The following is a 23,370-nucleotide window of genomic DNA, read 5'->3' on the forward strand; positions in this document are numbered from 1 at the left end:
AGAGGCAATAGTCTTATTTACCGTGGTTATAAATTTGGCGGTAGGGAAACCGCTACGCCCTTAGGTTCCGTAAACCGTTTTGCATCGCGTAAGTTGGCCAGACGGATGCGTTTTGCTTTGTCCTGTTCGTGATATTCATCATCACTGTAATGATGTAGTCGTGCCAGGATCGCTAATTTAGCCTGATAAAAAAGCCAGGTTTCTGAGTTGTCGGTAGGAACACAACCATCGTTATAAAGAATAATTCGCCTCGGATCAGGATCTCCTTTCAAGGAGATTGCTGCCGCTCTTTTGGGTGTAATTCTGACATTGAAAAGTACAGGGTACTGTTCATAGTAGACAAATGATCTGCTGCTAAAACCAACTGGCTTATACTTGCGATTCAGTAATGCATAGCGACCACACGGTTGTAAATCTAGGCAATATGGCATGGCGAGGGCACGTATATTAGCTGACATTTTTAAGCCCTCCATTGCGAAGCTCTAGGGCATCAGCTTCCTCTGATGGGTGGTATTCGAGTTGGATACCATCCCAAACTAACCAACCTCCCAGAGAGAGACCTGCTCTAAGGCGGTAAAGGTTCACCACCTCAGTATCAGGAAGGCCGACTACTGTTGTATTAGGGGAGGAGAGATACCAATGGGCGCGGCCATGTTGCTGATCAACAATAGGGTTAAATGAGTCAGAACCTACCGCTAGAAACGCTGCTTCACCCGTTGGCCATAGAAACAAAAGCAACTCATAACCAGGGATAGGACAGCCCCTATCAAATGTCTCCATGATAGAGCTGAGGAAGAGTTTCCGATCTTCAGGGATCAGATTTGAATTTGAGAGAAGTATTTTCTGCTCAAACTCAGCGCTTTCTGTTTTCCGATAGCTCCGAGCAAATTCAGCTACTTGCTGGTGTGTGTAGGGAGAGTAGGCACGAAGAGTCATTACTTGGCTCCCTCACGAGAAATGGCAACTCGATCTTGCACCCACTGGCAGACCTCAGAAGAGAGCCAACCACTAGCGCGCTCACCAAGTTTGATAGGGGTGGGGAATTCGCCTTTTTTCACCAGGGCATAGATATAAGTCTTCTTGAGCCCAGTCTGACGCTCTACCTCTGGTAGGCGCAAAATAGGATCGTTCGGTGGGTTAGGTAAAACATCCGGCACTTGGGGATGGGTATTTGAGAGGGTCATATTCAGTCTCCTTTAATAAACCACAGTGAACGTCTGTGGCGGTGAGGAGATTGAATCAATTGCAAACGGGGCTTACCGGAAGTTTAAGCAACGCCACTTTTCAGAAGTTTAAGCAGCGCCACTTTTCGGAAGTTTAAGAAATGCTATTTTTCCAATTCTTTTTTTCTTCCCAGTCTAAGGATCTATGGAGAGTAGATAGCAGCTCAGTTTTCATACAGCGGAAAGTGTATGGCAAGCAAACCTTTTTAATCTTATCTTCGTTAACCAGCTCATCGGTTCTTGTGTCACCTGGAAATACTAGCCTCAAAAAATCTGCATTAGATAAGTGCTCCCCCTCAACAATAGACCAGATATACAGATCAATTAATGCAGGAACACGGTAGTCTCTTACCTTATCCATATCAATTCGGCGGGTATCGCGTTTCTGTAACGAAGGGCCTAAAAATAACTGTTCTTTACGATTAGCAGAGTAGGCACGGTCGGGCTCTAGCTGTATTAATTCCCTTAGTCTTGGTAGTAGCTCTTTAAGCTCTCCAATTATCTGATCATCTCTTGCTGCCAAATCAATAGTCAGAGCTGTAAGGCCATCATGGTAGCCAAAAGCTTCCCGGTAATATTGATCAATTGAAGTCTTTTCTAGCTCAGGATAGATTTCTTCATTCTGTCGATACCTGGCTCTCGATTCAGCTACATCCTCAGCAAACTCCTCTTCAGAGAAACCTTCTGGTGCTCCATCTTCAAGATCATCGAACATCCGAATTACGTCCCCAACCCCCATAGGTCTGACTGAAGAGCAAACATACTGCTGGGACCTTAACCAAGTGGGAGTCCATGTTGAAGAATCAATTGTCTCTTCAACACCTTGATCAGAAGAGAGATACTCACTTATATCAAAGGATTTAAGTTTCTTATACTCGGTATCATCCTCTCTAAAAGCAAGGAAAGGGGACTCCATCTCTTCTGGAATTTCTAAGTCACAAACGTTCAGCTTAAATAAGTTGCCTCTCGTCAAATGTGATAACCAAGAGCAAGTATTTGATCGAGATGCCAGAAACTCAAATAGGGCCCTGTCTGACTGCTTATTAAGCTCTTTATAGTCATCAATTCGAAACAGCTCCCTAGCTTTCAGGAAAGAAGATGTCATACCAATCTCACTGTTGTTAGCTCTGCTTTGCAAAGATTGGGACAACCTTCCCACTTCCCCGCATCTCATCAAGATAATTTGCCCACCATTGCATCATCTCTTTTCGCTCATCCATATAGCGAGCATGGTGGGTATATGCAGCCCGTACCCCATTCCTTTCCATATGTGAAAGCTGCCTTTCAATGGCATCAGGGTTAAAGCCGGTCTCATTCAGGATTGAGGAAGCTGTAGCTCGGAAACCATGGGGATTTGCTTTACTTTTTCCCTCTTGGGAGCCATCCCAGCCCATTTTAAAAATTGCCTTACGCATAGTGTTATCGGACATGGGCCGAGCCCTTTCGCGTTCAGAGGGGAAAAGCAGAGGATATTGGCCACTGATGGGCTTTAATTCCTCCAAAACAGCACAGGCTTGGGTAGATAGCGGTACTATATGATCCGTTCCCATCTTCATACGCTCGCCAGGGATACGCCATAGAGCAGACTCGAAGTCGAATTCTTCCCAGCGCGCACAACGCAATTCGCCAGGTCGAACAAAGGTAAGGATTAACAGTTGTATAGCTAGCTTGGTTAGTACTCGCCCGCGCCCCTGATAAAAGTCCAGTTCTTTTAAAAAACTGGGCAATTCTTCGCGGGGAAGGGAGGCCCTGTGATTACTTTTACGGCCACGTAGAATGCCAGTTAATTCGCTGGCGGGATTGTGAGTGAGTTTGCCAATTTGCACTGCATAACGACAAACCCGACGAATATCTTGCAAAACCCGCTGAGCAACATCCATTGCATCCCGCTCTTCAATATCGCGAACAATGGCAATTACATCTTGTGGATGAATGTCGGCAATAGGTCTTTGCCCAATTCGGGGGAAGGCGTTATCACGTAACCTAGACCATACGCGGTGGGCATGATTTTCAGTCCAGGTTCCTTTTTGATGTTTCCACCAGTCTTCAGCCACAGTAGCAAAGCTACGGTCTATGTTTTCTCGAACCTGATGTTTTTCAATTTTTCTTTGTATTGAAGGGTCTTGGCCGTTCTCTAGTAATTGCCTTGCCTCAATTACTTTATTTCGTGCCTGCTTGAGACTAACGGAAGGGTAAACTCCCAGGGCTAGCGTTTTCTGCCGTCCTTGGAACCTGTACTTAAGCCGCCAATACTTGGAACCGGTGGTTTTGATTAGCAGGCGTAATCCCTGCCCATCTGTAAGCCACTGATCCTTGTCGCTTGGTTTGGCCTGTTTGATTTGGGTATCTGTAAGGGCCATTGGTGCTACCAGTTTCTAAATTGAACCAGGTAGCACCAAATGTAGCACCAGATAGCACCGGATGACAATGAACTAGAGCGGAAGGCTGTGTACGTTCCAGATAGCAGAAAGCCCCGATTTACGGGGCTTTCTGAACGATTCCGAACTTTCTCGGATCTTGATTTGGTACCAGAGGCCGGACTCGAACCGGCACGCTTTTAAGGGCGGGGGATTTTGAATCCCCTGTGTCTACCAATTTCACCACTCTGGCACTTTCGCTGCTCGACCTTGGGGTCGGTGCGAAGAGGGCGTGATTATAGCAATGCTTTGGTCTGGGTCAACCAGTGATTTCAATAACTTAGCGCATTTTCTGTCGTCCCAGTTAACAGCTCCTAAAATTTCCTATAACCTTCGCGACCTCTCCATAGTTTCTAGATTTCCAGGATTCCATGCAGCGTCAGGACTTTGACTTTCATCTGCCCGATGAGCTGATCGCCCGCGCGCCTACTGAAGAGCGCCGTGGCAGCCGTCTTTTGTGTCTGGATGGGCCCAGCGGGGCCATTGCACATCGGCAGTTCCCAGATATTCTCGACCAGGCCCAAGCTGGTGACCTGATAGTCTTTAACGATACCCGGGTGATCCCGGCGCGTTTGTTCGCGCAAAAGGAGACCGGCGGTAAGTTGGAAATCTTGGTGGAGCGGGTGCTCAATGAGACGGATATCTGGGCCCATGTGCGCTCCAGTAAGTCGCCCAAGCCCGGTTCCACCATCGTCCTTGAAGACGGTACCCGTATAGAGGTGACCGGCCGCAAGGATGCGCTATTTGAATTGTCCTTCCCCAAAGAAGAGGGTGTGCTGGCGATTCTGGATCGCCTCGGCCATATGCCGCTGCCTCCTTATATTGATCGTGAAGACGATGCCAGCGATCGGGAGCGCTACCAAACCGTATACGGCCGCAATGCCGGTGCAGTGGCCGCGCCTACTGCGGGGCTGCACTTTGATGATGAAATGATCGGTGCGCTGCGGGATAAAGGTGTCGAGGTTGTCTTCGTTACCCTGCATGTGGGTGCGGGTACTTTCCAGCCGGTGCGCGTGGACAATATTTACGAGCACCAGATGCACAGCGAAGTGCTGGATGTCTCCCAGGAAGTGGTGGATGCGGTAACCGCTTGCCGCGCGCGCAATGGCAGCGTGATTGCGGTGGGTACCACCAGCGTGCGCGCGCTGGAAAGTGCGGCGCGCAGTGGCCAGTTACAGGCCACCGTGGGAGAGACAGATATCTTTATTTATCCCGGTTATGAATTCCAGGTTGTGGATAAGTTGGTCACCAACTTCCATTTGCCAGAATCCACCTTATTGATGCTGGTGAGCGCCTTCGCGGGGTACCAGCATACGATGGCCGCCTATAAGGCAGCAGTTGAGGAGCGCTACCGCTTCTTTAGTTACGGCGATGCCATGTTTATTACCCGCGACCCCAATGCCAAAAAAGAAGAAGTCGCACCAGCGAAAGGAGATACCCAGTGAGCCGCGAATGTTTTATGCAGTTTGAAGTGGATACCACTGATGGCAAGGCCCGTCGCGGTCGCTTGCGTTTCCCTCGCGGTGTGGTGGAAACCCCGGCGTTTATGCCGGTGGGCACTTATGGCACCGTGAAAGGCATGTTGCCGAGGGATATCGAAGGGATCGGTGCACAGATTATTCTGGGCAACACCTTCCACCTGATGCTGCGCCCGGGTACCGAAGTGGTTAAAGCCCACGGCGATCTGCACGATTTTACCCAGTGGTCCGGCCCGATCCTTACCGACTCCGGCGGTTTCCAGGTATTTAGCCTGGGCGAACTGCGCAAGATTACGGAGGAGGGGGTTTCCTTCCGTTCGCCGATCGATGGCAGCCCGGTATTCCTGGACCCGGAAGAATCCATGCGCGTTCAGCGGGACCTGGGTTCCGATATCGTTATGATCTTCGATGAGTGCACCCCTTATCCGGCCACTACCGATGAAGCGCGTAAATCTATGGAGTTGTCCCTGCGTTGGGCGGAGCGCTCCAAGAAGGCTCACGGCGATAGCCCGTCGGCGCTGTTCGGTATTGTGCAGGGCGGTATGTACCCGGAGTTGCGCGATGTGTCCCTGCGCGGCCTGACTGAGATTGGTTTCGATGGCTATGCCATTGGCGGCTTGTCTGTGGGTGAGCCGAAAGACGAGATGATCAAGGTATTGGATCACCTGGCGCACAAGATGCCGGAAGATAAGCCGCGCTACCTGATGGGCGTGGGCAAGCCGGAGGATATTGTCGAGGCGGTTCGCCGTGGTGTGGATATGTTCGACTGCGTCATGCCCACGCGCAATGCGCGCAACGGCCATCTGTTTACCTTTGAAGGTGTAGTGAAAATCCGCAATGCCAAGCACCGCCACGATACGGGCCCCTTGGAAGAAGAGTGCGATTGCTACACCTGTGAAAATTTCTCCCGCGCATACCTGCATCACCTGGATCGCTGCGGTGAGATTCTCGGTGCGCAGCTGAATACGATTCACAATTTGCGCCACTATCAGCGCCTGATGCAAAAGCTGCGCGATGCCATTGCCGCCAATGCGCTGGAGGCGTATGTCGCCGAGTTCTACCGCGGCCTGGGCCGCGAGGTGCCGCCGCTGCAGGCCTAACCCTGTCGCACTTTTATCCTATCTGGGGCACAGTCGATCGCACGATTGTGCCCCTGTCATTTGTCCGTTCATTCGATCCCCGTATAATCGCTCCCACTTTTGTCGGCGGCTGTGCACCTTGCAATTTGTGTACTGCGCCCACATATCCAGGCAGATTGCCAAGATTTACCGGCCCTCGGGGTCACACTAGAACAATGAGAACAGCATGAATCGCTACCCGATCTGGAAGTACTTTCTGATTCTCGCGGTTGTGGCCTTCGGCCTGATCTACGCCGCGCCCAACCTCTACAAGCCGGACCCTGCGGTGCAGATTTCCGGGCAGTCCAGTGCCATGGAGATGGACGAGAACGTCCTCACCAAGGCGCGCAAAGCCCTGGATGAGTCGGGTATTCCCCACTTCGGTGGTGAGGTGGGTGACAAGGCGATTTTGATTCGCCTCGAATCCATCGACCAGCAGCTACCTGCCAAGCGCGCGATTCAGGAGGCTCTGGGGCACAGCGATTACGTGGTTGCTCTAAACCTGGCATCGACTACCCCCCAGTGGCTCAGTGATATCGGCGCCAGCCCGATGAAGCTGGGTCTCGACCTGGCCGGTGGTGTGCACTTCCTGATGGAGGTGGATACCAACACCATCGTAAAAACCAATATGGAAGGCTATGTGCAGGATGTGAAAACCAAACTGCGCGCGGCCAAGGCCCGTTACCGTAGCGTAAACCTGATCGACGATCGCGAGATTGTGGCGCGTTTCCGCAACGAGGAGCTGCGCAGTCTGGCCCTTTCCACCATGCGTAAGGAATTCCCGCAGTTGCAACTGCGCGAGACCGGCAGTGGCGAGAACCTGGAAATCCGGGCCACCTTGTCTGAGCAAGAGATCAAGCAACTTGAGGATTATGCGGTTTCCCAGAACCTCACCACCCTGCGCAACCGGGTGAATGAGCTGGGTGTGGCCGAGCCGATCGTACAGCGCCAGGGGCGCAACCGTATTGTGGTGGAGCTGCCCGGTGTTCAAGACACCGCCGAAGCCAAGCGGATTATCGGTAAGACCGCCAACCTGGAATACCGTATGGAGGCCCGCCCCGATGAGCTGGTCACCAACAAGGAGTACTTCGAGTACCGCAGCGAGCGCCAACAGCAGATGTACGGCGGCGCCTGGCTGGAGCGCAAGATCATCATCAAGGGTGACAGCGTAACCAATGCGCGTGTCGGCTACGATGAGAGCGGTCTTCCCCAGGTGAATATCACCCTGGATTCCCGTGGTGGTGAGCTGATGCACCGTGCCACCTGGAAGAATGTCGGCCGCCGAATGGGCACCCTGTTTATCGAGACCCGTTTTACCCCGCAGACCAAAACGGATGCCGAGGGCAATGAGATTGTCGAGCAGGTTAGAACCGAAGATAAAAAGATTATTAGCCTGGCCACCGTGCAGAGCGCCCTGGGTAAACAGTTCCGTGTAACCGGACTGGACAGCCCGGCAGAAGCCCAGGAACTGGCCCTGCTGCTGCGCGCTGGTGCGCTGGCCGCTCCCATGTACTTTGTGGAAGAGCGTGTGATCGGCCCGTCCTTGGGTGCGGATAACATCAAGGTGGGTGTGCAATCGGTACAGATCGGTCTGCTCGCAGTCATTATTTGTATGCTGATCTCCTACCGGGTATTTGGCCTCGCCGCCAATATTGCCCTGGCGGTCAATATGATTCTGCTGGTGGCGGTGATGTCGATTCTCGGCGCCACCCTGACGCTACCCGGTATCGCCGGTATCGTATTGACCGTGGGTATGGCGGTGGATGCCAACGTGCTGATCTTCTCGCGAATACGGGAGGAGCTCAGGAATGGGATGCCTCCCCAAACGGCAATTAGTGCCGGTTTCGATAACGCCTACAGCACCATTGTGGATGCAAATATCACCACCCTGATTGTGGCGGTAATCCTCTACGCTATCGGCTCCGGCCCTGTACAGGGCTTCGCGGTGACCCTGTCTATCGGTATTCTCACCTCTATGTTTAGTGCCATCATGGGCACGCGCGCAATCATCAACTTGTTCTACGGCGGTCGCCGTGTACAGAAACTCTGGATTTAAGGAGGCTGGCCATGAGTGAGACCAAAGTGGAAAGCGGAAAGATTACCGAGTACATGGGCAAACGCGTGTATGACTTTATGCGCTGGCGCAAGTTTGCCACCGTACTATCCGTTGTACTGGTGCTGGCTTCGATCGGGATACTGGCGGCCAAGGGCCTGAAGTTCGGTCTGGATTTTACCGGCGGTACCCAGGTAGAAGTGGGCTACGAAGTTACTCCGTTTATTAACGACGTGCGCACTCAGTTGGAAGATGCTGGCTTCGAAGGCGCCACGGTTGTTAACTACGGCTCCGATAACGAGCTGATGATCAAGTTGCCCCCAGAGGTAGCCGAAGAAGAAACTCGTATTAGCGCCACCGATCAGGAGACCACCACGCCTATTGGTGACAAGGTGGTAGAAGTTCTTCGTGCCGGCAGTGAGGGCACCGTTACCCTGCGCCGAGTCGAACTGGTCGGCCCGCAAGTGGGTGCCGAGCTGCGCGACGACGGCGGCCTGGGTATGTTGGTGGCGCTGGCACTGGTGATGATGTACGTCGCTTTACGCTTCCAGTACAAGTTCTCGGTTGGCGCGGTAGCGGCACTGGGGCACGACGTCATTATTGTGCTGGGCTTCTTTGCTCTGATGGGGCTGGACTTCGATCTGACCGTGTTGGCGGCGGTGCTGGCGGTGATCGGTTACTCGTTGAACGATACTATCGTGGTATCCGACCGTATCCGCGAGAATTTCCGTAAAGTGCGCAAGGCAGAGTCGGAGGAGATTATTAACATCTCCATCAGTCAGACCCTGGGCCGTACCTTTATGACCTCTTTCACCACCTTGTTAGTTCTTTGGGCACTGCAGTTCTTTGGTGGTGAGCTGATTCACAACTTCTCCCTGGCGTTGATCGTCGGTGTGGTTGTGGGTACTTACTCGTCTGTTTACGTCGCTGCGAACGTGCTGATGGCATTGAAGATCAGCAAAGAGGATCTGATGCCGCCGGTGAAGGAAGGTGCAGAGCTGGAAGAAATGCCCTAATCGGGAAGAGCTTCCAAATAAAAAAGGCCGCTGTTTAGCGGCCTTTTTTTTGCCCCGATTGTTCAGTCACTGATAAGTAAGCACTGCAATCGGGGTTTTCACTGTGGGGTGATTTGCGTAGCGAGTGGTAAACAGTTAGCTGCGAGGTTTTTTGCCCAGAGTGATATGTTTGGGACCGGAAGTGTTGGTCTGGCCGCTGACACCCTTGGGGACCTGCTCGATCTCGCCACCCTTCTCCAAAAAGGCTTGCACTTGCGCCTCAATACTCTCGCTGGTCTCTAAGGGGGCGGTCTGCTTACGACTGGAAGAGGAGGATGCTTTTTTGGCCACGGTGACTGTCCGGTGTTTTGGGTTGGCCAGTCATCATACAGCAAATTGGATAAAAAAGCATCCAACTGCCTAAGTGGCACTCATAGTGCACAGTTTGCCGCCATATACGTAGGTTGCCTTGTCGCTAAAGGGCGGTTTGTGGGAGAGGGCCAGTTGCACTGGCCCGAACGAGGATTATTCGGTCTCCTGCTCCAGGAGTTCGGTATTGGCCACTGGCCAGCCACCCAGTTCCCGCCATTTATTGACGATACCGCAGAACAGGGTTGCGGTTTTTTCCGCGTCGTATTCGGCGGAGTGGGCGCAGCTATTGTCGAACTCAATACCGGCTACCTGGCAGGCTTTCGCCAACACGGTTTGGCCGTAGGCGAGCCCGGCGAGGGTGGCGGTATCAAAGCAGGAGAAGGGGTGGAAGGGATTGCGCTTGATCCCGGTCCGTTCAACCGCGGCATTCACAAAGCCCAGGTCGAAGTGGGCGTTGTGGGCAACCATAATGGCGCGGGTGCAGCTGTGTTTCTTCACGGCACTGCGGATCTTGCGGAACATTTCCGGCAGGGCGATTTCCTCGGGCCAGGCCTCGCGCTCGGGGGACTCCAGATCGATGCCGATAAAGTCGAGCGCCGATTGCTCTACATTGGCGCCATCGAATGGTTCCAGGTGAAAGCTGTGGGTTTCCAGTGGGAAAAGTTTCCCCTCTTCATCCATATCCAGGATTACCGCCGAAATTTCCAGCAGGGCATCGGTGCGCGCATTAAAGCCGCCGGTTTCCAGATCGATCACAACCGGCAGGAAGCCGCGAAATCGCTGGGCAAGGGAGCTCTTTGGTCCTGTGGGTTCTTCGGCCGGGGTCACTTTGGGTCCTTGTAAATCTCAGTTGTGCCGGGATAAATCCGGCGGGGTAGGGGATTCGCGGGCTTGGGCCCGCGAGGGTTTGAACTGGAATTATACGAGCTTCCAGTTCAGGGTTTCTCCGGCGGCCAGGGGGATCAGCTTTTCGCCGCCCATATCCAGCGCTTCGGGAAGTGCCCAGGGCTGCTTCACCAGAGTGATGGTGTCCTGATTGCGCGGCAGGCCGTAGAAATCCGGCCCGAAATTGCTGGCGAAGCCCTCGAGCTTATCCAGCTTGCCGGCACGTTCAAAGGCTTCGGCGTACAGCTCGATAGCGGAGTAAGCGGTGTAGCAACCGGCACAGCCGCACTCGTGCTCCTTCTTGTGGTGCGCGTGGGGGGCCGAGTCGGTGCCGAGGAAAAATTTCGGGCTGCCACTGGTGGCGGCTTCAATCAGTGCCGACTGATGATCGCCGCGTTTGAGAATTGGCAGGCAGTAGAAGTGCGGGCGAATACCGCCAACCAGCATATGGTTGCGGTTGTACAGCAGGTGGTGCGCGGTAATTGTCGCGGCGACGCCTTCGCGGGCATTTTGCACAAACTCAGCGGCATTGGCGGTAGTGATGTGCTCAAAAACCACTTTCAGAGTGGGGAAATCTTCTACCAGGCGCGCTAGGGTCTTCTCGATAAATACCTGCTCGCGGTCGAAAATATCGATATCGCTGGTGGTGACCTCACCGTGTACCAACAGCTTCATGCCGCAGGACTGCATTTCTTCCAAAGCCGGGTAAATATTGGCGATGTCAGTTACGCCGGAATCGGAGTTGGTGGTGGCACCAGCCGGGTAGAGTTTTGCTGCGATTACGCCGCTGGCGTGGGCCTGGCGAATCACTTCGGCATCGGTCTTGTCGGTGAGGTAAATCACCATCAGCGGTTCAAAAGTTCGGCCGGCTGGGATATGCGCGAGAATGCGCTCGCGATATGCGGCTGCGCCTTCACCGGTGGTGACGGGCGGTACCAGGTTTGGCATCACAATTGCGCGGTGAAATTGTCGGGCGGCATCGCCAACGGTGCGTTCCAGGGCAGTGCCGTCACGCAGGTGAATATGCCAGTCGTCGGGGGCGCGAAGAGTGATTTGCTCCGTCATGGTACTCCAGGATATCAATTGCTGTAGAAGTGTCTCTGTGCGGCGCGCATGCTACCCGATGCAGGGTCAAAATGCGATGCGCGAACCGGTTAAAAGTTAATCAATTGTATAGACTCTCACCTTGGCGCTAGTCGATTGCGAGCAGAGGCGCTACAATCGCGCCCCGATAAAGTGTGTGGGTATTAATTGTGCCCATAAATACCGAGCCTGGGCATACCTCCAAGAATAACCTCCCCCAGAACGAAACAAACTTCACAGATAGGTGATTCCAATCGCCGCACTTTGATCGTGGCGGCAAAAATCCAGCAGCAGAGGACAGCAATGAGCAAAATCGAGAAGGTAGTACTGGCATATTCCGGCGGACTGGATACTTCAGTGATTGTGCGATGGCTGCAGGATACTTACGGCTGTGAAGTAGTGACGTTCACGGCGGATATTGGCCAGGGTGAGGAAGTTGAACCGGCGCGGGCCAAGGCCGAGGCGCTCGGTGTGAAAGAGATTTATATCGACGATCTGCGCGAGGAATATGTGCGGGACTTTGTTTTCCCAATGTTCCGTGCCAATGCGATTTACGAGGGCGAGTACCTGCTGGGCACCTCTATCGCGCGCCCGCTGATCGCCAAGCGCTTGATTGAAATTGCCAACGAGACCGGTGCCGATGCTATTTCCCATGGTGCCACCGGCAAAGGCAACGACCAGGTGCGCTTTGAGTTGGGTGCCTACGCACTGAAGCCGGGTATTCAGGTAATCGCGCCCTGGCGCGAATGGGACTTAAATTCCCGCGAAAAGCTGATGCAATACTGCGAGCAGCACAAAATTCCAGTGGATTTCTCTTCTACGAAGAAAAAATCCCCTTACTCGATGGATGCCAACCTGCTGCATATTTCCTACGAGGGCGGCATCCTCGAAGATCCCTGGGCGGAAGCCGAGGAAGACATGTGGCGCTGGAGTGTGAGCCCGGAGGCCGCACCCGAAGAGCCGACGTACATCACCATCGGCTTTGAGAAAGGTGATCCAGTCTCAATCGATGGTGAGCGTTTGAGCCCGGCCACCCTGCTGGAAAAACTGAACAAGTTGGGTGGAGCTAACGGCATTGGCCGCCTGGATATTGTGGAAAACCGCTATGTGGGTATGAAATCCCGCGGTTGTTACGAAACTCCCGGTGGAACAATTTTGATGAAGGCGCACCGCGCTATCGAGTCCATTACGCTGGATCGCGAAGTGGCGCATATGAAAGATTCCTTGATGCCGCGCTACGCGGATCTTGTGTACAACGGTTACTGGTGGTCGCCTGAGCGCCGCATGTTGCAGGCCGCTATCGATGAATCCCAGGAAGTGGTGAATGGTGAAGTACGCCTGAAACTCTACAAGGGTAGTGTCAGTGCAGTAGGCCGCCGCTCAGTAGATAGCCTCTTCGATGAGCGTATCGCAACCTTCGAGGATGATGCCGGGGCCTACAACCAAAAAGATGCAGAGGGCTTTATCAAGCTCAATGCCCTGCGCCTGCGCATCGCCGCCGGTAAAGGAAGAAAATTGATTTAGTCGGCTTAGTTGATTTAGATCAGTCAAGGCTGGAAATGGATGCGCTTAAATCCTTTTCTGGCCAACAGTGACAGTTATGTGTATGCCTTCGACGTTATAAGCGGGTTCATACATGACTGCTGCAGACCCAGTGGTGGGCCAGGCCCGCTCAGTGGAACCGAATTTTAAAAGCAACGGAAGTAAAAACATGACGACAACGGTGGCAAAGACCGGCCCTGTGCCGGACTATGACTACAATATCGTGCGCCAGTTCACCATCATGTCCGTGGTCTGGGGCATCTTTGGTATGGGCATGGGCGTATTGATCGCGGCTCAGCTGGCCTGGCCCGAGCTGAACGATTTCTGGCAGCCCTTCTCGCACTTCGGGCGATTGAGGCCACTGCACACCAATGCGGTTATCTTCGCATTCGGTGGTAGTGTTCTGTTTGCCACCTCCTACTATGTGGTGCAGCGCACCTGTCAGGTTCGCCTTTGGGGCGGCTGGCTGATTCCCTTCACCTTCTGGGGATGGCAGGTCGTTATCGTGGCAGCGGCTATTACCTTGCCGATGGGCTTCACCTCCACCAAGGAATACGCTGAGCTGGAATGGCCGATCGATATCCTGATCGCCGTAGTTTGGGTGGCCTATGCGCTGGTGTTCTTCGGCACCATCATGAAGCGAAAGACTTCCCACATCTACGTTGCCAACTGGTTCTTCGGTGCTTATATCATCACCATTGCCGTACTCCATATTATTAATAATTTGGAAATTCCGGTTGCTCCGTTCAAGTCTTACTCCATCTACTCCGGTACCAAGGATGCGATGATCCAGTGGTGGTATGGCCACAACGCGGTAGGCTTCTTCCTGACTGCGGCCTTCCTCGGCATCATGTACTACTTCGTACCTAAGCAAGCTGGTCGTCCGGTTTACTCCTACCAGCTGTCTATCGTGCACTTCTGGGCACTGATCTCCCTGTATGTATGGGCTGGTGGCCACCACCTGCACTACTCAGCGCTGCCCGACTGGGCGCAGAGCCTGGCGATGGTAATGTCCCTGATCCTGTTGGCGCCTTCCTGGGGCGGTATGATCAACGGCATCATGACCCTGTCTGGCGCTTGGCATAAGCTGCGCACCGACCCTACCTTGCGCTTCCTGGTGGTATCCCTGTCCTTCTACGGTATGTCCACCTTCGAAGGCCCGATGATGTCTATCAAGACTGTGAACGCTCTGTCTCACAACACCGACTGGACTATCGGTCACGTACACTCCGGCGCATTGGGCTGGGTTGCGATGATCTCCATCGGTGCTCTGTACCACCTGGTTCCGGTTCTGTGGAAGCGTCGCGAAATGTACAGCACCAAGCTGATCAACGCGCACTTCTGGCTGGCCACTGTAGGTACGGTTCTGTACATCGCTGCGATGTGGGTAAACGGTATTACCCAAGGTCTGATGTGGCGCGCCTTCAACGCCGACGGCACCCTGACTTACAGCTTCGTGGAAAGTGTTGTTGCGAGCCACCCAGGCTATGTGGTGCGCTGGTTGGGCGGTGCCATGTTCCTGGTCGGTATGCTGCTGATGGCTTACAACGTCTACCGCACGATTACTGAGAAAGTAAACGATGCCGAAGCCGATAACACCGTTCGTGCAGTGCCTGCGGCATAGGAGTTTAGATCGTGAAGAATCATGACATCGTAGAAAAAAATATCGGCTGGATGATCTTTTTCACCATTATCGCCATCAGCTTTGGTGCTCTGGTAGAGATTGTCCCGCAGTTCTTTACCAAGGCGAACTACACTCCGCTGCCGGGTCAGAAGCCGCTGACCGCAATAGAGCTGGAAGGCCGCGATATCTATATTCGCGAAGGCTGTCACGTATGCCACACCCAGATGGTGCGCCCACTGCGCGCCGAGGTGGAGCGTTACGGCCACTATTCCATGGCTCAGGAATCCGTGTACGAGCATCCCTTCCTGTGGGGCTCCAAGCGTACTGGTCCTGACCTGGCCCGTGTGGGCGGCCGCTATTCCGATGAATGGCAGCGTGCTCACCTGTACAACCCGCGTAGTGTAGTGCCTGAATCCATCATGCCGGCCTACCCCTGGTTGTTCGACAATGTGGTTACTGGTAATTACACCGCGCGTAAGATGGAAGCGCTGCGCCTGGTCGGTGTGCCCTACACCGATGAGGATATCGCCAATGCCGCCGAGCCTTTCAAAGGTGGCAAGGTGAAAGAAATTGATGCGCTGGTCGCTTACTTGCAACAGCTGGGTACCCTGGTTACCCAAAAACGCTAATAGCGAGGAAGGAAACTCGTGACTATCGAAACTTTGCGGGAAATCGGACTGGTTCTGGGATCACTGGCCTTTCTGGCTATTTGCTGGTGGGCTTTCTCTCCGAAGCGCAAGAAGCGCTTCGAAGAAGATGCCAATTTGCCATTTGCCGATGATGAGCAGCAAGCCGATAAGGATGATTCGTCGGCTGCTCAGAAGGACGAATCCAAATCCGGGCAAAAGCCCGGGACTGAACGAAAACAGGGGCAGGATAAGTAATGAGTACATTCTGGAGTGTGTGGGTAATTGTACTCACCCTCGCCAATCTGGCGTTGATTACCTGGGTGTTGTTCGCCAACCGAAAAGTAGCGGTGGACGACCAGGCTGAACCGGAAAACAAAACAACCGGCCACGTCTACGACGGTATTGAGGAGTACGACAATCCTCTGCCCAAGTGGTGGTTTTTGCTGTTTATCGCCACACTGGTGTTCTCAGCAGTTTACCTGGTGATCTACCCAGGCCTGGGTAACTTCAAAGGTCTTGGTGGTTGGTCATCTGTCGGCGCGTTGGAAGCTTCCCAGGCTAAGGCCCAGGAAAAGTTCGACGAGCAGTTTGGCAAATACCTCGATATGCCTATTGAGCAGATTGCGCAGAGCCCGGAAGCCCTAAAAATGGGTTCTCGAATCTTCGCTAACAACTGTGCGGTGTGTCACGGTGCCGATGCCGGCGGTAACTTTGGCTTCCCCAACCTGACCGATAACGCCTGGCTGTATGGTGGTACCCCGGAGAAAATCCTTGAGACCCTATACAATGGGCGTCAGGGTATGATGCCTCCACAAGGTCCGATTATTGGTGAAGAGGGTGTGCGTAATGCCACCGAGTATGTGCTCTCCCTCAATGGCCTAAACCACGATAAGGCGATGGCTGCTGAAGGCCAGAAGGTGTTTAACACTGTATGTATGGCTTGTCACGGAATGGACGCCAAGGGTAATCAAGCCCTGGGCGCACCCAACCTGACCGACGATCTGTGGCTCTACGGCAGCAGCCGGGAGCAAATCCAGCACACCATTCGCAGTGGGCGCTCCAATATGATGCCCGCGCAGAGAGATAAACTGCGTGAAGACAAAATCCGCCTGGTAGCGGCTTATGTCTACAGCCTGTCCCAGCAGGACGAAGAACAGCAGTAATTTACTATTGAGGCCCGGCATTTGCTGGGCCTTGTTTTTTCAAGGGACTCCGGGCGCTGCAGGGACGGAGAAAAAAGCCTCAAAATAAGTGGCTACCTGGCCCGCGTACAAGATGTGTCCGTGCGAGAGTGAGGTTTGTGTGAGTGATTTAATTCCAACCCGTGAGGAACAGGAAGGTGATGGCGAGGTTCGCTATCGCATGCTGTATGAGTCGGACGATAAAATTTACATCCGACATATCAAGGGTGTTTTCACCCGTATCCGCAAATATACTGGCCTGCCGTTGTTGCTGGCTTTCTTCTTTCTTCCCTGGATCAATATCGACGGGCGCCAGTCAGCCTTTTTTGATCTTCCCACCCGACAATTTCATATTTTCTGGACAACCTTTGGCCCCCAGGACGGCTTCCTACTAGCTTGGCTGCTGATTATCGCCGCCTTCGCCCTGTTTGCTGTTACCACCTGGATGGGGCGGGTCTGGTGTGGCTTCACTTGCCCTCAGACTGTATGGACCATGATGTTTATGTGGGCAGAGCGTATCTGCGAGGGTGATCGCAACAAGCGCATGAAGTTGGATAAGGCCCCATGGAACGCGGAAAAGGTTCTGCGCAAGGGCGGCACGCACGCTTTATGGCTGTTGATTTCTCTGGCTACAGCCTTGGCTTTCGTTGGCTACTTCTATGGTATCCGTGAGTTGGTTGTAGACCTCGCTACCTTCCAAGCTCATCCGCAAGGTGTCTTCTGGGTGGCTTTCTTTACCTTTGCCACTTACATGAACGCGGGCTTCTTGCGGGAGCAGGTATGTAAATACATGTGCCCCTACGCCCGCTTCCAGTCGGTGATGTACGACGAGGATACCCTTGCGGTTTACTACGATGCCAAGCGTGGTGAGACTCGCGGGCCGCGCAAAAAGAACGTGGACTACAAAGCCGAAGGTATGGGTGACTGTATCGATTGCTATTGGTGTGTGCAGGTTTGCCCGGTGGATATCGACATTCGCGATGGCTTGCAGTTTGAGTGTATCAACTGCGGTCTCTGTGTCGATGCTTGTAACAGCGTCATGGATAAGATGGGCTATGAGCAGGGCTTAATTCGCTTCACCTCTGAAGACGAGCTACAGACTGGCAAGACGAACTTTTTACGTCCGCGACTGTTTGGCTACGCAGTCGTTTTGCTGGCCATGATAGGATTGTTTTCGCATCAGGTGGCAACTCGCAGTCCTATCGAGGCAGAAGTCACTCGTGACCGCGGTGCCCGTATGTATCGGGTTTCACAAGGGTTGGTGCAGAATGTGTATACCGTGAAGATCAGCAATATGGATCAGGCAGCTCATGAGTTCACGATCCGTGTTGAGGGCAATCCGAATTATGACTATTCGGTGCGCAAACCGCGCAATATTTACCTGAAGGCCGGGGAGATCTACCCGGTACCGATTCGGGTGAGTGTGCCCGAGACCCAGCTGAAGGACACCAAGCACGATATTGATATCGTGGTGCAGGCTGTCGATGACCCGGAGCTGGTCAATAAGCATCGAGCGGTATTTATTGGTCCCAAGCAGTAGACGGGAAGCCGTTCCCGTTGCAAAGTACGGGCCCGCTCAGGCGGGCTCTGCTTTTCTGCACAAAACGGTAATTTTGGTAACGCGATGAATGAACCAACGTCGAAACCCTGGTATCGGGAATTCTGGGCCTGGATGGTCTTGGCACCGTTGATTACGGTGGTTGTAGTCTCCTCTATTACGGTCTCCATTGCCGTGCGTTTTGCTGATGATCAGGTCAGCGATACCTACTACAAAGACAGCCGCATGTACCATTTTTCCGCGGAGCAAGACCAACGTGCCAAAGCTCTGGGGCTGGCGGCCTTGGTGCAGTTCCAGCGCACTGAAGGTGGCGTTACTGTCGAATTGAATGGCAATACCGACTACCCGGAAAAACTGCTGCTCACTCTGAGCCACCCGATGGAAGAGGATCTGGACCAGCATATTGAGTTGTCACAGCTCTCTGTGGGGCGCTATTCCGGTGAAGTACCGGGCGCCTTAAAAAGCCGCTGGTACCTGCGTCTGATGCCTGAACTTGACCCAAGTGCACACCAGCAAGCCGAGTGGCGCTTGAAAGGCGAGATCAACTTCGACCTGGGCAACGCGGCGCCCATGAATCCCGGCAGTCAATGAAGTCACCCTGTTATCACTGTGGGCTACCGGTTCCCGCTGGCAGTAATCACTCAGTTGTGATCGAAGGTGTCCCGCGCAGCATGTGCTGCCCGGGGTGTGAGGCTGTGGCGAGTGCAATTGTCTCCGGGGGATTGGACGGCTTTTACCGTTATCGGGAAAAACAAAGTGATCGCCCGGAGCAGAACCAGCCACAGGATCGCTGGAGTGCTTATGATCTTCCCGAAGTGCAGCAGCTGTTTGTGCACGACTGGGACGGTGGACGCCAAATGGCGGCGCTGCTGATCGGTGGTATTACTTGTGCCGCCTGTGTCTGGTTGATAGAAAAACATCTGGGGCAATTAGCCGGTATCGAGAAAGTCTCGGTCAACGCCAGTACCCAGCGTGCGCAAATTGTTTTCGATCCAGAGCAGATTCAACCCAGCGCCCTGTTTGAGGCCCTGGAGCAGATCGGCTATCGCCCTGCGCCGGCGACTGCCGCCAACCGCGAAAGTGTAATTCAGAGTGAGCATCGCGCTGCCCTGCGCCGCCTCGGGGTCGCTGGTCTCGGTACCATGCAGGTGATGATGTTCGCCATCGCCCTCTATTTTGGTGCCGGCAGCGGTGATGTGGGTGAGTTCGAACGCTACTTCCGCTGGGTCTCTCTGCTGGTAGCCACTCCTGTAGTGTTCTATGCCGCGCGGCCTTTCTTTAGCGCGGCCCTGCGCAGTCTGCGCACGCGCCATTTAAGTATGGATGTGCCGGTTTCCCTCGCTATTGGCCTGGCCTATGGGGCCAGTTTCTATGCCACCGTATTCGGTACCGGCGAGGTATATTTTGAATCCATCTCCATGTTTACCTTCTTTTTGCTGTTGGGGCGCACTGTTGAGATGCGCGCGCGCCACCGAGCGGGGCTAGCCAGCGGTGGGCTCGCGCAGCTGTTGCCCATGACCGCGGCAAGATATGACGGCACTGAGGTTGCCCACGTCCCCGTAGCAGCCCTGGCGGCTGGCGACCGGATTTTACTGCGCCCCGGCGATACGATTCCCGCTGATGGTGAGGTACTCGAAGGTGAGAGTGGCGTAGATGAATCGCTACTCAGTGGTGAATCCGCGCTACAGCAAAAGACCGTGGGCAGTCCTGTGTATGCAGGCAGCGTCAACGGCGATTCCAGTCTTACCGTGCGTGTCACTGCCGCCGGAAAATCCACGCGCTTGTCGGCAATTGAGCGTCTTGTGGAGCGCGCCCAGCTGGAGAAGCCAGCTCAGGTAGCCCTGGCGGATCGGGTTGCCGGCATTTTTGTCGGAGTCGTACTGGTTGCAGCCCTGAGTGCTTTCGCGGTTTGGTGGCAACTGGACCCGAGTAGGGCATTTTGGGTGGCCTTGTCCGTGTTGGTGGTGACCTGTCCCTGTGCTTTGTCTTTGGCGACTCCCGCGGCATTGGCCTCAGCAACTCTGCGTCTGCAGGAGCTGGGCTTGTTGGTTGCTGGCGGCAGTCTTTTAGAGACCTTGCCCCGCATCAGTCGTGTGGTGTTCGATAAAACCGGTACCTTGACCCGTGGCGAACCACGCATCCTGCATATTGATTTACTGCGTGATGGCTGGACCGAACAGAAAGTCAAAGATGTGGCTGCAGCACTCGAGTCCCAAACTCACCATCCACTGGCACGGGCATTTCGTGCCTGGCGTGGCAACCTGACTGCAAGCCAGCTCAAGGTACATACAGGCCGCGGCCTGGAGGGGCAGATAGAGGGCAACCGCTACCGCCTGGGCCGTGCCGATTTTGTCATCATGCAATCTATTACAGCTCCACAGGGAGAGGGGCAGTGGCTGTTGCTGGCCGATGAGGTTGGCGCCATCGCCTGGATCGCGCTTGGCGATAAATTGCGGGACTCCGCTGCACAGGCGGTTGAGCAGCTGGGCCAAATGGGCCTGTCAGTTGAATTGTTGAGCGGCGACCAATCCGCTGAAGTAAAACGGTTGGCTGCCCAGGCGGGCATTGAATGTTTCCGCGCTGGTGCATCGCCCGAAGACAAGCTCTCCCATATGAAGCAGCGGCAGGACGCGGGGGAGAAAGTCCTGATGGTGGGTGATGGCCTCAATGATGTGCCGGTATTGTCAGGTGCTGACGCGTCGGTGGCGATGATGTCTGCCGCTGACCTGGCCCAATCCCGCGCGGATGCAATTCTGCTCAACGGTGACCTGCGGGTGTTGGCGCAGTCTGTCGCTCTGGCGCGTAAGTGTCGCCGGGTGGTACGTCAAAATCTGGCCTGGGCCCTGGGGTATAACGTCATAGCACTACCCCTGGCGGTGTGCGGCCTGGTGCCTCCATGGGCCGCCGCTATTGGTATGTCTCTGAGCTCTCTGGTAGTGGTCATCAATGCACTGCGCTTGTCTCGAGCCGCACCTTCTACAGAGGACACCACCCGTGTAGAGCCCAATATTCGCCCCAGATTGGCGGATTAATACAGAGGAGTGAAGCGTGGACAGTCTCTATTTCCTGATTCCTATTGCGGTGGTATTTGTTGCTCTCGCCATAAAAGTCTTCTTCTGGGCCGTAAATAACGGCCAATATGACGATCTGGAGACGGAGGGACGACGAATCTTGTTTGAAGATGATCTGCAGGCATCATCCACAAAGACTGAGGAAAAGGAGTAGTAGTTCGTGGGGGATTGGGGTTTTTTGGCGGCTGCGCTCGCCATCGGTTTTCTCGGCAGTAGTCACTGTATTGGTATGTGTGGAGGGATTTCTGGCGCGCTGGGCATGGCGGTGCCAGGTAGGCAGACCGCCTGGGTGCAACTGGGTTCCTACCAGTTGGGGCGCGTTGCCAGTTACACATTGATGGGTGGCCTGGCCGGTGCCCTGGGGGCTGCCGTTATTCCGGCGCTGACACCGTTGCGGTTTGCTGCAGGAATAATGTTAATTGTGATGGCGCTCTATGTAGCGGGCATCTGGCGCGGCCTGGTGTGGCTTGAGAAGGGCGGTAGCTATCTCTGGCGCTATGTTCAGCCGCTTTCCGCTAAGTTGTTGCCGGTGCGTTCCGCGGGACAGGCTATTGCACTGGGTTCTCTGTGGGGTTGGTTGCCCTGCGGTTTAGTCTACAGCGCCCTGACTTTTGCTTTGGCCCAGGGCAGCGCGGAGCGCTCGGCGTTGGCAATGCTTGCTTTCGGCCTAGGCACCTTGCCAGCCATGTTGGCCACTGGCGCCGCCGCCGTACAGGTGCGTAATTTCGTGCAGAAGCCAGGGGTGCGTCTGGGGTTTGCCGCTGCGATTATGCTGTTTGGCTTTTGGACATTGTGGGGCGCTCTCGGCCATGGGGGGCACGGAGATCACAGCAATCACGGTGCTATGAATGCCGTAGAATCTGTTGAGGAGAAGCCACAGGAAGAAAGCCACCACCATCATCACTGATTGTTGTTGGCGGGCTTGTGGGGCACGGCAGTAGCAGCACTGTGCCCCTTCAAATCTAAAATTCGATACGCAGCGATAGGTCGACCGCACGCAGGTGCTTGGTCAAACTGCCAGAGGATATGTAGTCGACCTCCAGTTCCGCCAGCTGTGCGATTCGCTCCCGATCTACACTGCCAGAAATTTCAATTCTCGCGCGCCCCTTGGCCATATCCAGAGCACTGCGGGTGTCCGCATCGTTGAATTCATCGAGCATTATTACATCTGCACCGCTATCTAGCGCTTGCTGGAGTTCTTCGAGAGTTTCCACCTCAACCTCTACCAGTGCCTCCGGTTTGATCGTTCTCGCCTGGGCTACGGCCTTGTCGATACCACCGGCAGCGGCGATATGATTTTCCTTGATAAGAAAAGCGTCGTAGAGGCCGATGCGGTGATTGTGGCAGCCGCCGCACAGTACGGCATATTTTTGCGCGCTGCGCAGGCCGGGGATGGTTTTGCGGGTATCGAGGATTTTTACCTCGGTACCGGTGGCGCGTGCGGCGAACTCTGCGGCAGTGGTTGCTGTGCCGGACAGGGTCTGCAGAAAGTTAAGCGCGGTGCGCTCGCCGGTGAGGATTGTGCGGGCATTGCCCTCGAGTTCAAAAATCACGCTATTGGCGGAAACTCTATCGCCATCAGTAAAATGCCAGGTTAATTGCAGGTCGGGATCTAGTTGTCGAAAGATCTCCTCAACCCAGGCGCGCCCGCTCAGGGTGCAGTCCTCACGGGTGATCACGCGGGCACGGGCACTGCGATCAGCGGGGATCAGCTGGGCGGTGATATCGCCATCGCCAATATCCTCCTCCAGTGCCGTTCGCACAGCCCTTTGTAGGTCGGTCATGATGTTTGGGATGGTGGAGTCTTTAGGGTGCATTGGCAAACCTCGAAATAAACGCGCGGGCAGTTTACCAAAACCCATGGGATTTGGATTGCCTGGGGGTCCATGCCACTCCTTTGCATGTATTTTTCCCGATAGCAGCTGCCCCAACATTTCGCTGTGACAAGTGTCTCAAATGTGTCGCGAAACTGTGTCAATAGGGCAGTTATCATGGGTAAAATCCAAGGCGGATGGGTATCGGCGTAGGTGCACGTTATCCCTGTCTTCACTATTCAATTTACCTGCATTAAAAAGCTTGAAATCTGAGCAAAATCAAGAGGTTATTGGTTTTTCTCAAGCAAGATGTCGATTAATTTTAAT

23 protein-coding genes and 1 tRNA gene are annotated in these 23,370 nt (G+C 54.2%); 14 read left to right on the forward strand and 10 right to left on the reverse strand.

The window, feature by feature from the left end; genetic code table 11:
• Window positions 1-26 precede the first annotated feature (26 nt).
• The 6 genes from MJO52_RS05430 to MJO52_RS05455 all read right to left on the reverse strand — a co-directional run bounded on the left by MJO52_RS05430 (window position 27) and on the right by MJO52_RS05455 (window position 3,833).
• Window positions 27-458, reverse strand: a complete 432-nt coding sequence (locus MJO52_RS05430; RefSeq protein WP_252084932.1) for a hypothetical protein — start codon at window positions 456-458, stop codon at window positions 27-29.
• The gene (locus MJO52_RS05435) at window positions 448-936 is read right to left on the reverse strand and encodes a hypothetical protein (RefSeq protein ID WP_252084933.1); all 489 of its coding nucleotides are present in this window, start codon (window positions 934-936) and stop codon (window positions 448-450) included. Before MJO52_RS05435 ends, MJO52_RS05430 begins: the two co-directional genes overlap by 11 nt.
• On the reverse strand, window positions 936-1,184 hold the full coding sequence (locus MJO52_RS05440; protein ID WP_252084934.1) for a helix-turn-helix transcriptional regulator: 249 nt from the start codon (window positions 1,182-1,184) through the stop codon (window positions 936-938). The genes MJO52_RS05435 and MJO52_RS05440 overlap by 1 nt, the downstream gene beginning before the upstream one ends.
• Before the next feature lie 133 nt (window positions 1,185-1,317).
• Window positions 1,318-2,328, reverse strand: coding sequence for a DUF6387 family protein (locus MJO52_RS05445; protein WP_252084935.1), 1,011 nt, complete (start codon window positions 2,326-2,328; stop codon window positions 1,318-1,320).
• Between the two features lie 16 nt (window positions 2,329-2,344).
• A complete protein-coding gene (locus tag MJO52_RS05450) occupies window positions 2,345-3,583 on the reverse strand; it encodes a tyrosine-type recombinase/integrase (RefSeq protein ID WP_252084936.1) in 1,239 nt (412 codons plus the stop codon).
• Between the two features lie 163 nt (window positions 3,584-3,746).
• Window positions 3,747-3,833, reverse strand: a tRNA-Leu gene (locus tag MJO52_RS05455).
• A 178-nt stretch (window positions 3,834-4,011) separates the two neighbouring features.
• Between MJO52_RS05455 and queA the strand changes: the two genes are divergently transcribed.
• The 4 genes from queA to secF all read left to right on the forward strand — a co-directional run bounded on the left by queA (window position 4,012) and on the right by secF (window position 9,305).
• Window positions 4,012-5,085 (forward strand): tRNA preQ1(34) S-adenosylmethionine ribosyltransferase-isomerase QueA, encoded by a 1,074-nt coding sequence (gene queA, locus MJO52_RS05460; protein ID WP_252084937.1) that lies wholly within the window; start codon window positions 4,012-4,014, stop codon window positions 5,083-5,085.
• Window positions 5,086-5,099: 14 nt separating this feature from the next.
• Window positions 5,100-6,218: a tRNA guanosine(34) transglycosylase Tgt gene (tgt, locus tag MJO52_RS05465; protein WP_435583640.1), complete on the forward strand. Its 1,119-nt coding sequence runs from the start codon at window positions 5,100-5,102 to the stop codon at window positions 6,216-6,218.
• A 205-nt stretch (window positions 6,219-6,423) separates the two neighbouring features.
• Window positions 6,424-8,292, forward strand: a complete 1,869-nt coding sequence (gene secD, locus MJO52_RS05470) for a protein translocase subunit SecD (RefSeq protein ID WP_252084939.1) — start codon at window positions 6,424-6,426, stop codon at window positions 8,290-8,292.
• 11 nt (window positions 8,293-8,303) lie between these two features.
• Window positions 8,304-9,305 carry a protein translocase subunit SecF gene (gene secF, locus MJO52_RS05475; protein ID WP_252084940.1) on the forward strand — a complete coding sequence of 334 codons (1,002 nt, stop codon included), beginning with the start codon at window positions 8,304-8,306 and terminating at the stop codon, window positions 9,303-9,305.
• Between the two features lie 135 nt (window positions 9,306-9,440).
• Here the strand turns inward: secF and MJO52_RS05480 are convergent, their stop codons facing one another.
• The 3 genes from MJO52_RS05480 to pyrC all read right to left on the reverse strand — a co-directional run bounded on the left by MJO52_RS05480 (window position 9,441) and on the right by pyrC (window position 11,606).
• Window positions 9,441-9,635, reverse strand: coding sequence for a hypothetical protein (locus MJO52_RS05480; RefSeq protein WP_252084941.1), 195 nt, complete (start codon window positions 9,633-9,635; stop codon window positions 9,441-9,443).
• Between the two features lie 174 nt (window positions 9,636-9,809).
• Window positions 9,810-10,484: a ribonuclease T gene (gene rnt, locus MJO52_RS05485; RefSeq protein WP_252084942.1), complete on the reverse strand. Its 675-nt coding sequence runs from the start codon at window positions 10,482-10,484 to the stop codon at window positions 9,810-9,812.
• Between the two features lie 90 nt (window positions 10,485-10,574).
• Complete coding sequence (gene pyrC, locus MJO52_RS05490; RefSeq protein ID WP_252084943.1) at window positions 10,575-11,606, reverse strand: dihydroorotase; 1,032 nt, start codon at window positions 11,604-11,606, stop codon at window positions 10,575-10,577.
• Window positions 11,607-11,927: 321 nt separating this feature from the next.
• Here pyrC and MJO52_RS05495 point away from each other — a divergent pair, with 321 nt between their 5' ends.
• The 10 genes from MJO52_RS05495 (at window position 11,928) to MJO52_RS05540 (ending at window position 22,136) form a co-directional block, all read left to right on the forward strand.
• Complete coding sequence (locus MJO52_RS05495; RefSeq protein ID WP_252084944.1) at window positions 11,928-13,148, forward strand: argininosuccinate synthase; 1,221 nt, start codon at window positions 11,928-11,930, stop codon at window positions 13,146-13,148.
• A gap of 187 nt (window positions 13,149-13,335) precedes the next feature.
• On the forward strand, window positions 13,336-14,790 hold the full coding sequence (ccoN, locus tag MJO52_RS05500) for a cytochrome-c oxidase, cbb3-type subunit I (RefSeq protein ID WP_252085974.1): 1,455 nt from the start codon (window positions 13,336-13,338) through the stop codon (window positions 14,788-14,790).
• A gap of 11 nt (window positions 14,791-14,801) precedes the next feature.
• Window positions 14,802-15,419 (forward strand): cytochrome-c oxidase, cbb3-type subunit II, encoded by a 618-nt coding sequence (gene ccoO / locus MJO52_RS05505; protein WP_252084945.1) that lies wholly within the window; start codon window positions 14,802-14,804, stop codon window positions 15,417-15,419.
• A gap of 18 nt (window positions 15,420-15,437) precedes the next feature.
• Window positions 15,438-15,674 carry a cbb3-type cytochrome oxidase subunit 3 gene (locus MJO52_RS05510; RefSeq protein WP_252084946.1) on the forward strand — a complete coding sequence of 79 codons (237 nt, stop codon included), beginning with the start codon at window positions 15,438-15,440 and terminating at the stop codon, window positions 15,672-15,674.
• Window positions 15,674-16,582 (forward strand): cytochrome-c oxidase, cbb3-type subunit III, encoded by a 909-nt coding sequence (gene ccoP, locus MJO52_RS05515; RefSeq protein ID WP_252084947.1) that lies wholly within the window; start codon window positions 15,674-15,676, stop codon window positions 16,580-16,582. Before MJO52_RS05510 ends, ccoP begins: the two co-directional genes overlap by 1 nt.
• Window positions 16,583-16,721: 139 nt before the next feature.
• The gene (ccoG, locus tag MJO52_RS05520; RefSeq protein ID WP_252084948.1) at window positions 16,722-18,140 is read left to right on the forward strand and encodes a cytochrome c oxidase accessory protein CcoG; all 1,419 of its coding nucleotides are present in this window, start codon (window positions 16,722-16,724) and stop codon (window positions 18,138-18,140) included.
• A gap of 84 nt (window positions 18,141-18,224) precedes the next feature.
• The gene (locus MJO52_RS05525) at window positions 18,225-18,749 is read left to right on the forward strand and encodes a FixH family protein (RefSeq protein WP_252084949.1); all 525 of its coding nucleotides are present in this window, start codon (window positions 18,225-18,227) and stop codon (window positions 18,747-18,749) included.
• A complete protein-coding gene (locus MJO52_RS05530; protein WP_252084950.1) occupies window positions 18,746-21,190 on the forward strand; it encodes a heavy metal translocating P-type ATPase in 2,445 nt (814 codons plus the stop codon). The genes MJO52_RS05525 and MJO52_RS05530 overlap by 4 nt, the downstream gene beginning before the upstream one ends.
• 16 nt (window positions 21,191-21,206) lie before the next feature.
• Complete coding sequence (gene ccoS / locus MJO52_RS05535; protein WP_252084951.1) at window positions 21,207-21,383, forward strand: cbb3-type cytochrome oxidase assembly protein CcoS; 177 nt, start codon at window positions 21,207-21,209, stop codon at window positions 21,381-21,383.
• A gap of 6 nt (window positions 21,384-21,389) precedes the next feature.
• Window positions 21,390-22,136, forward strand: a complete 747-nt coding sequence (locus MJO52_RS05540; protein ID WP_252084952.1) for a sulfite exporter TauE/SafE family protein — start codon at window positions 21,390-21,392, stop codon at window positions 22,134-22,136.
• 55 nt (window positions 22,137-22,191) lie between these two features.
• Here MJO52_RS05540 and nadC read toward each other — a convergent pair whose 3' ends face one another.
• The gene (nadC, locus tag MJO52_RS05545; RefSeq protein ID WP_252084953.1) at window positions 22,192-23,046 is read right to left on the reverse strand and encodes a carboxylating nicotinate-nucleotide diphosphorylase; all 855 of its coding nucleotides are present in this window, start codon (window positions 23,044-23,046) and stop codon (window positions 22,192-22,194) included.
• Window positions 23,047-23,370: the final 324 nt, after the last annotated feature.

This window comes from Microbulbifer variabilis (assembly GCF_023716485.1).
GTDB lineage: Bacteria > Pseudomonadota > Gammaproteobacteria > Pseudomonadales > Cellvibrionaceae > Microbulbifer > Microbulbifer variabilis_B.

Excerpts from the sequence above, each read along its gene's own strand:
- MJO52_RS05430 (WP_252084932.1), bottom strand. The coding sequence starts at position 458 with ATGTCAGCTAATATACGTGCCCTCGCCATGCCATATTGCCTAGATTTA.
- MJO52_RS05435 (WP_252084933.1), bottom strand. The coding sequence starts at position 936 with ATGACTCTTCGTGCCTACTCTCCCTACACACACCAGCAAGTAGCTGAA.
- MJO52_RS05440 (WP_252084934.1), bottom strand. The coding sequence starts at position 1,184 with ATGACCCTCTCAAATACCCATCCCCAAGTGCCGGATGTTTTACCTAAC.
- MJO52_RS05445 (WP_252084935.1), bottom strand. The coding sequence starts at position 2,328 with ATGACATCTTCTTTCCTGAAAGCTAGGGAGCTGTTTCGAATTGATGAC.
- MJO52_RS05450 (WP_252084936.1), bottom strand. The coding sequence starts at position 3,583 with ATGGCCCTTACAGATACCCAAATCAAACAGGCCAAACCAAGCGACAAG.
- queA (WP_252084937.1), top strand. The coding sequence starts at position 4,012 with ATGCAGCGTCAGGACTTTGACTTTCATCTGCCCGATGAGCTGATCGCC.
- tgt (WP_435583640.1), top strand. The coding sequence starts at position 5,100 with ATGCAGTTTGAAGTGGATACCACTGATGGCAAGGCCCGTCGCGGTCGC.
- secD (WP_252084939.1), top strand. The coding sequence starts at position 6,424 with ATGAATCGCTACCCGATCTGGAAGTACTTTCTGATTCTCGCGGTTGTG.
- secF (WP_252084940.1), top strand. The coding sequence starts at position 8,304 with ATGAGTGAGACCAAAGTGGAAAGCGGAAAGATTACCGAGTACATGGGC.
- pyrC (WP_252084943.1), bottom strand. The coding sequence starts at position 11,606 with ATGACGGAGCAAATCACTCTTCGCGCCCCCGACGACTGGCATATTCAC.
- MJO52_RS05495 (WP_252084944.1), top strand. The coding sequence starts at position 11,928 with ATGAGCAAAATCGAGAAGGTAGTACTGGCATATTCCGGCGGACTGGAT.
- ccoN (WP_252085974.1), top strand. The coding sequence starts at position 13,336 with ATGACGACAACGGTGGCAAAGACCGGCCCTGTGCCGGACTATGACTAC.
- ccoP (WP_252084947.1), top strand. The coding sequence starts at position 15,674 with ATGAGTACATTCTGGAGTGTGTGGGTAATTGTACTCACCCTCGCCAAT.
- MJO52_RS05525 (WP_252084949.1), top strand. The coding sequence starts at position 18,225 with ATGAATGAACCAACGTCGAAACCCTGGTATCGGGAATTCTGGGCCTGG.
- MJO52_RS05530 (WP_252084950.1), top strand. The coding sequence starts at position 18,746 with ATGAAGTCACCCTGTTATCACTGTGGGCTACCGGTTCCCGCTGGCAGT.
- nadC (WP_252084953.1), bottom strand. The coding sequence starts at position 23,046 with ATGCACCCTAAAGACTCCACCATCCCAAACATCATGACCGACCTACAA.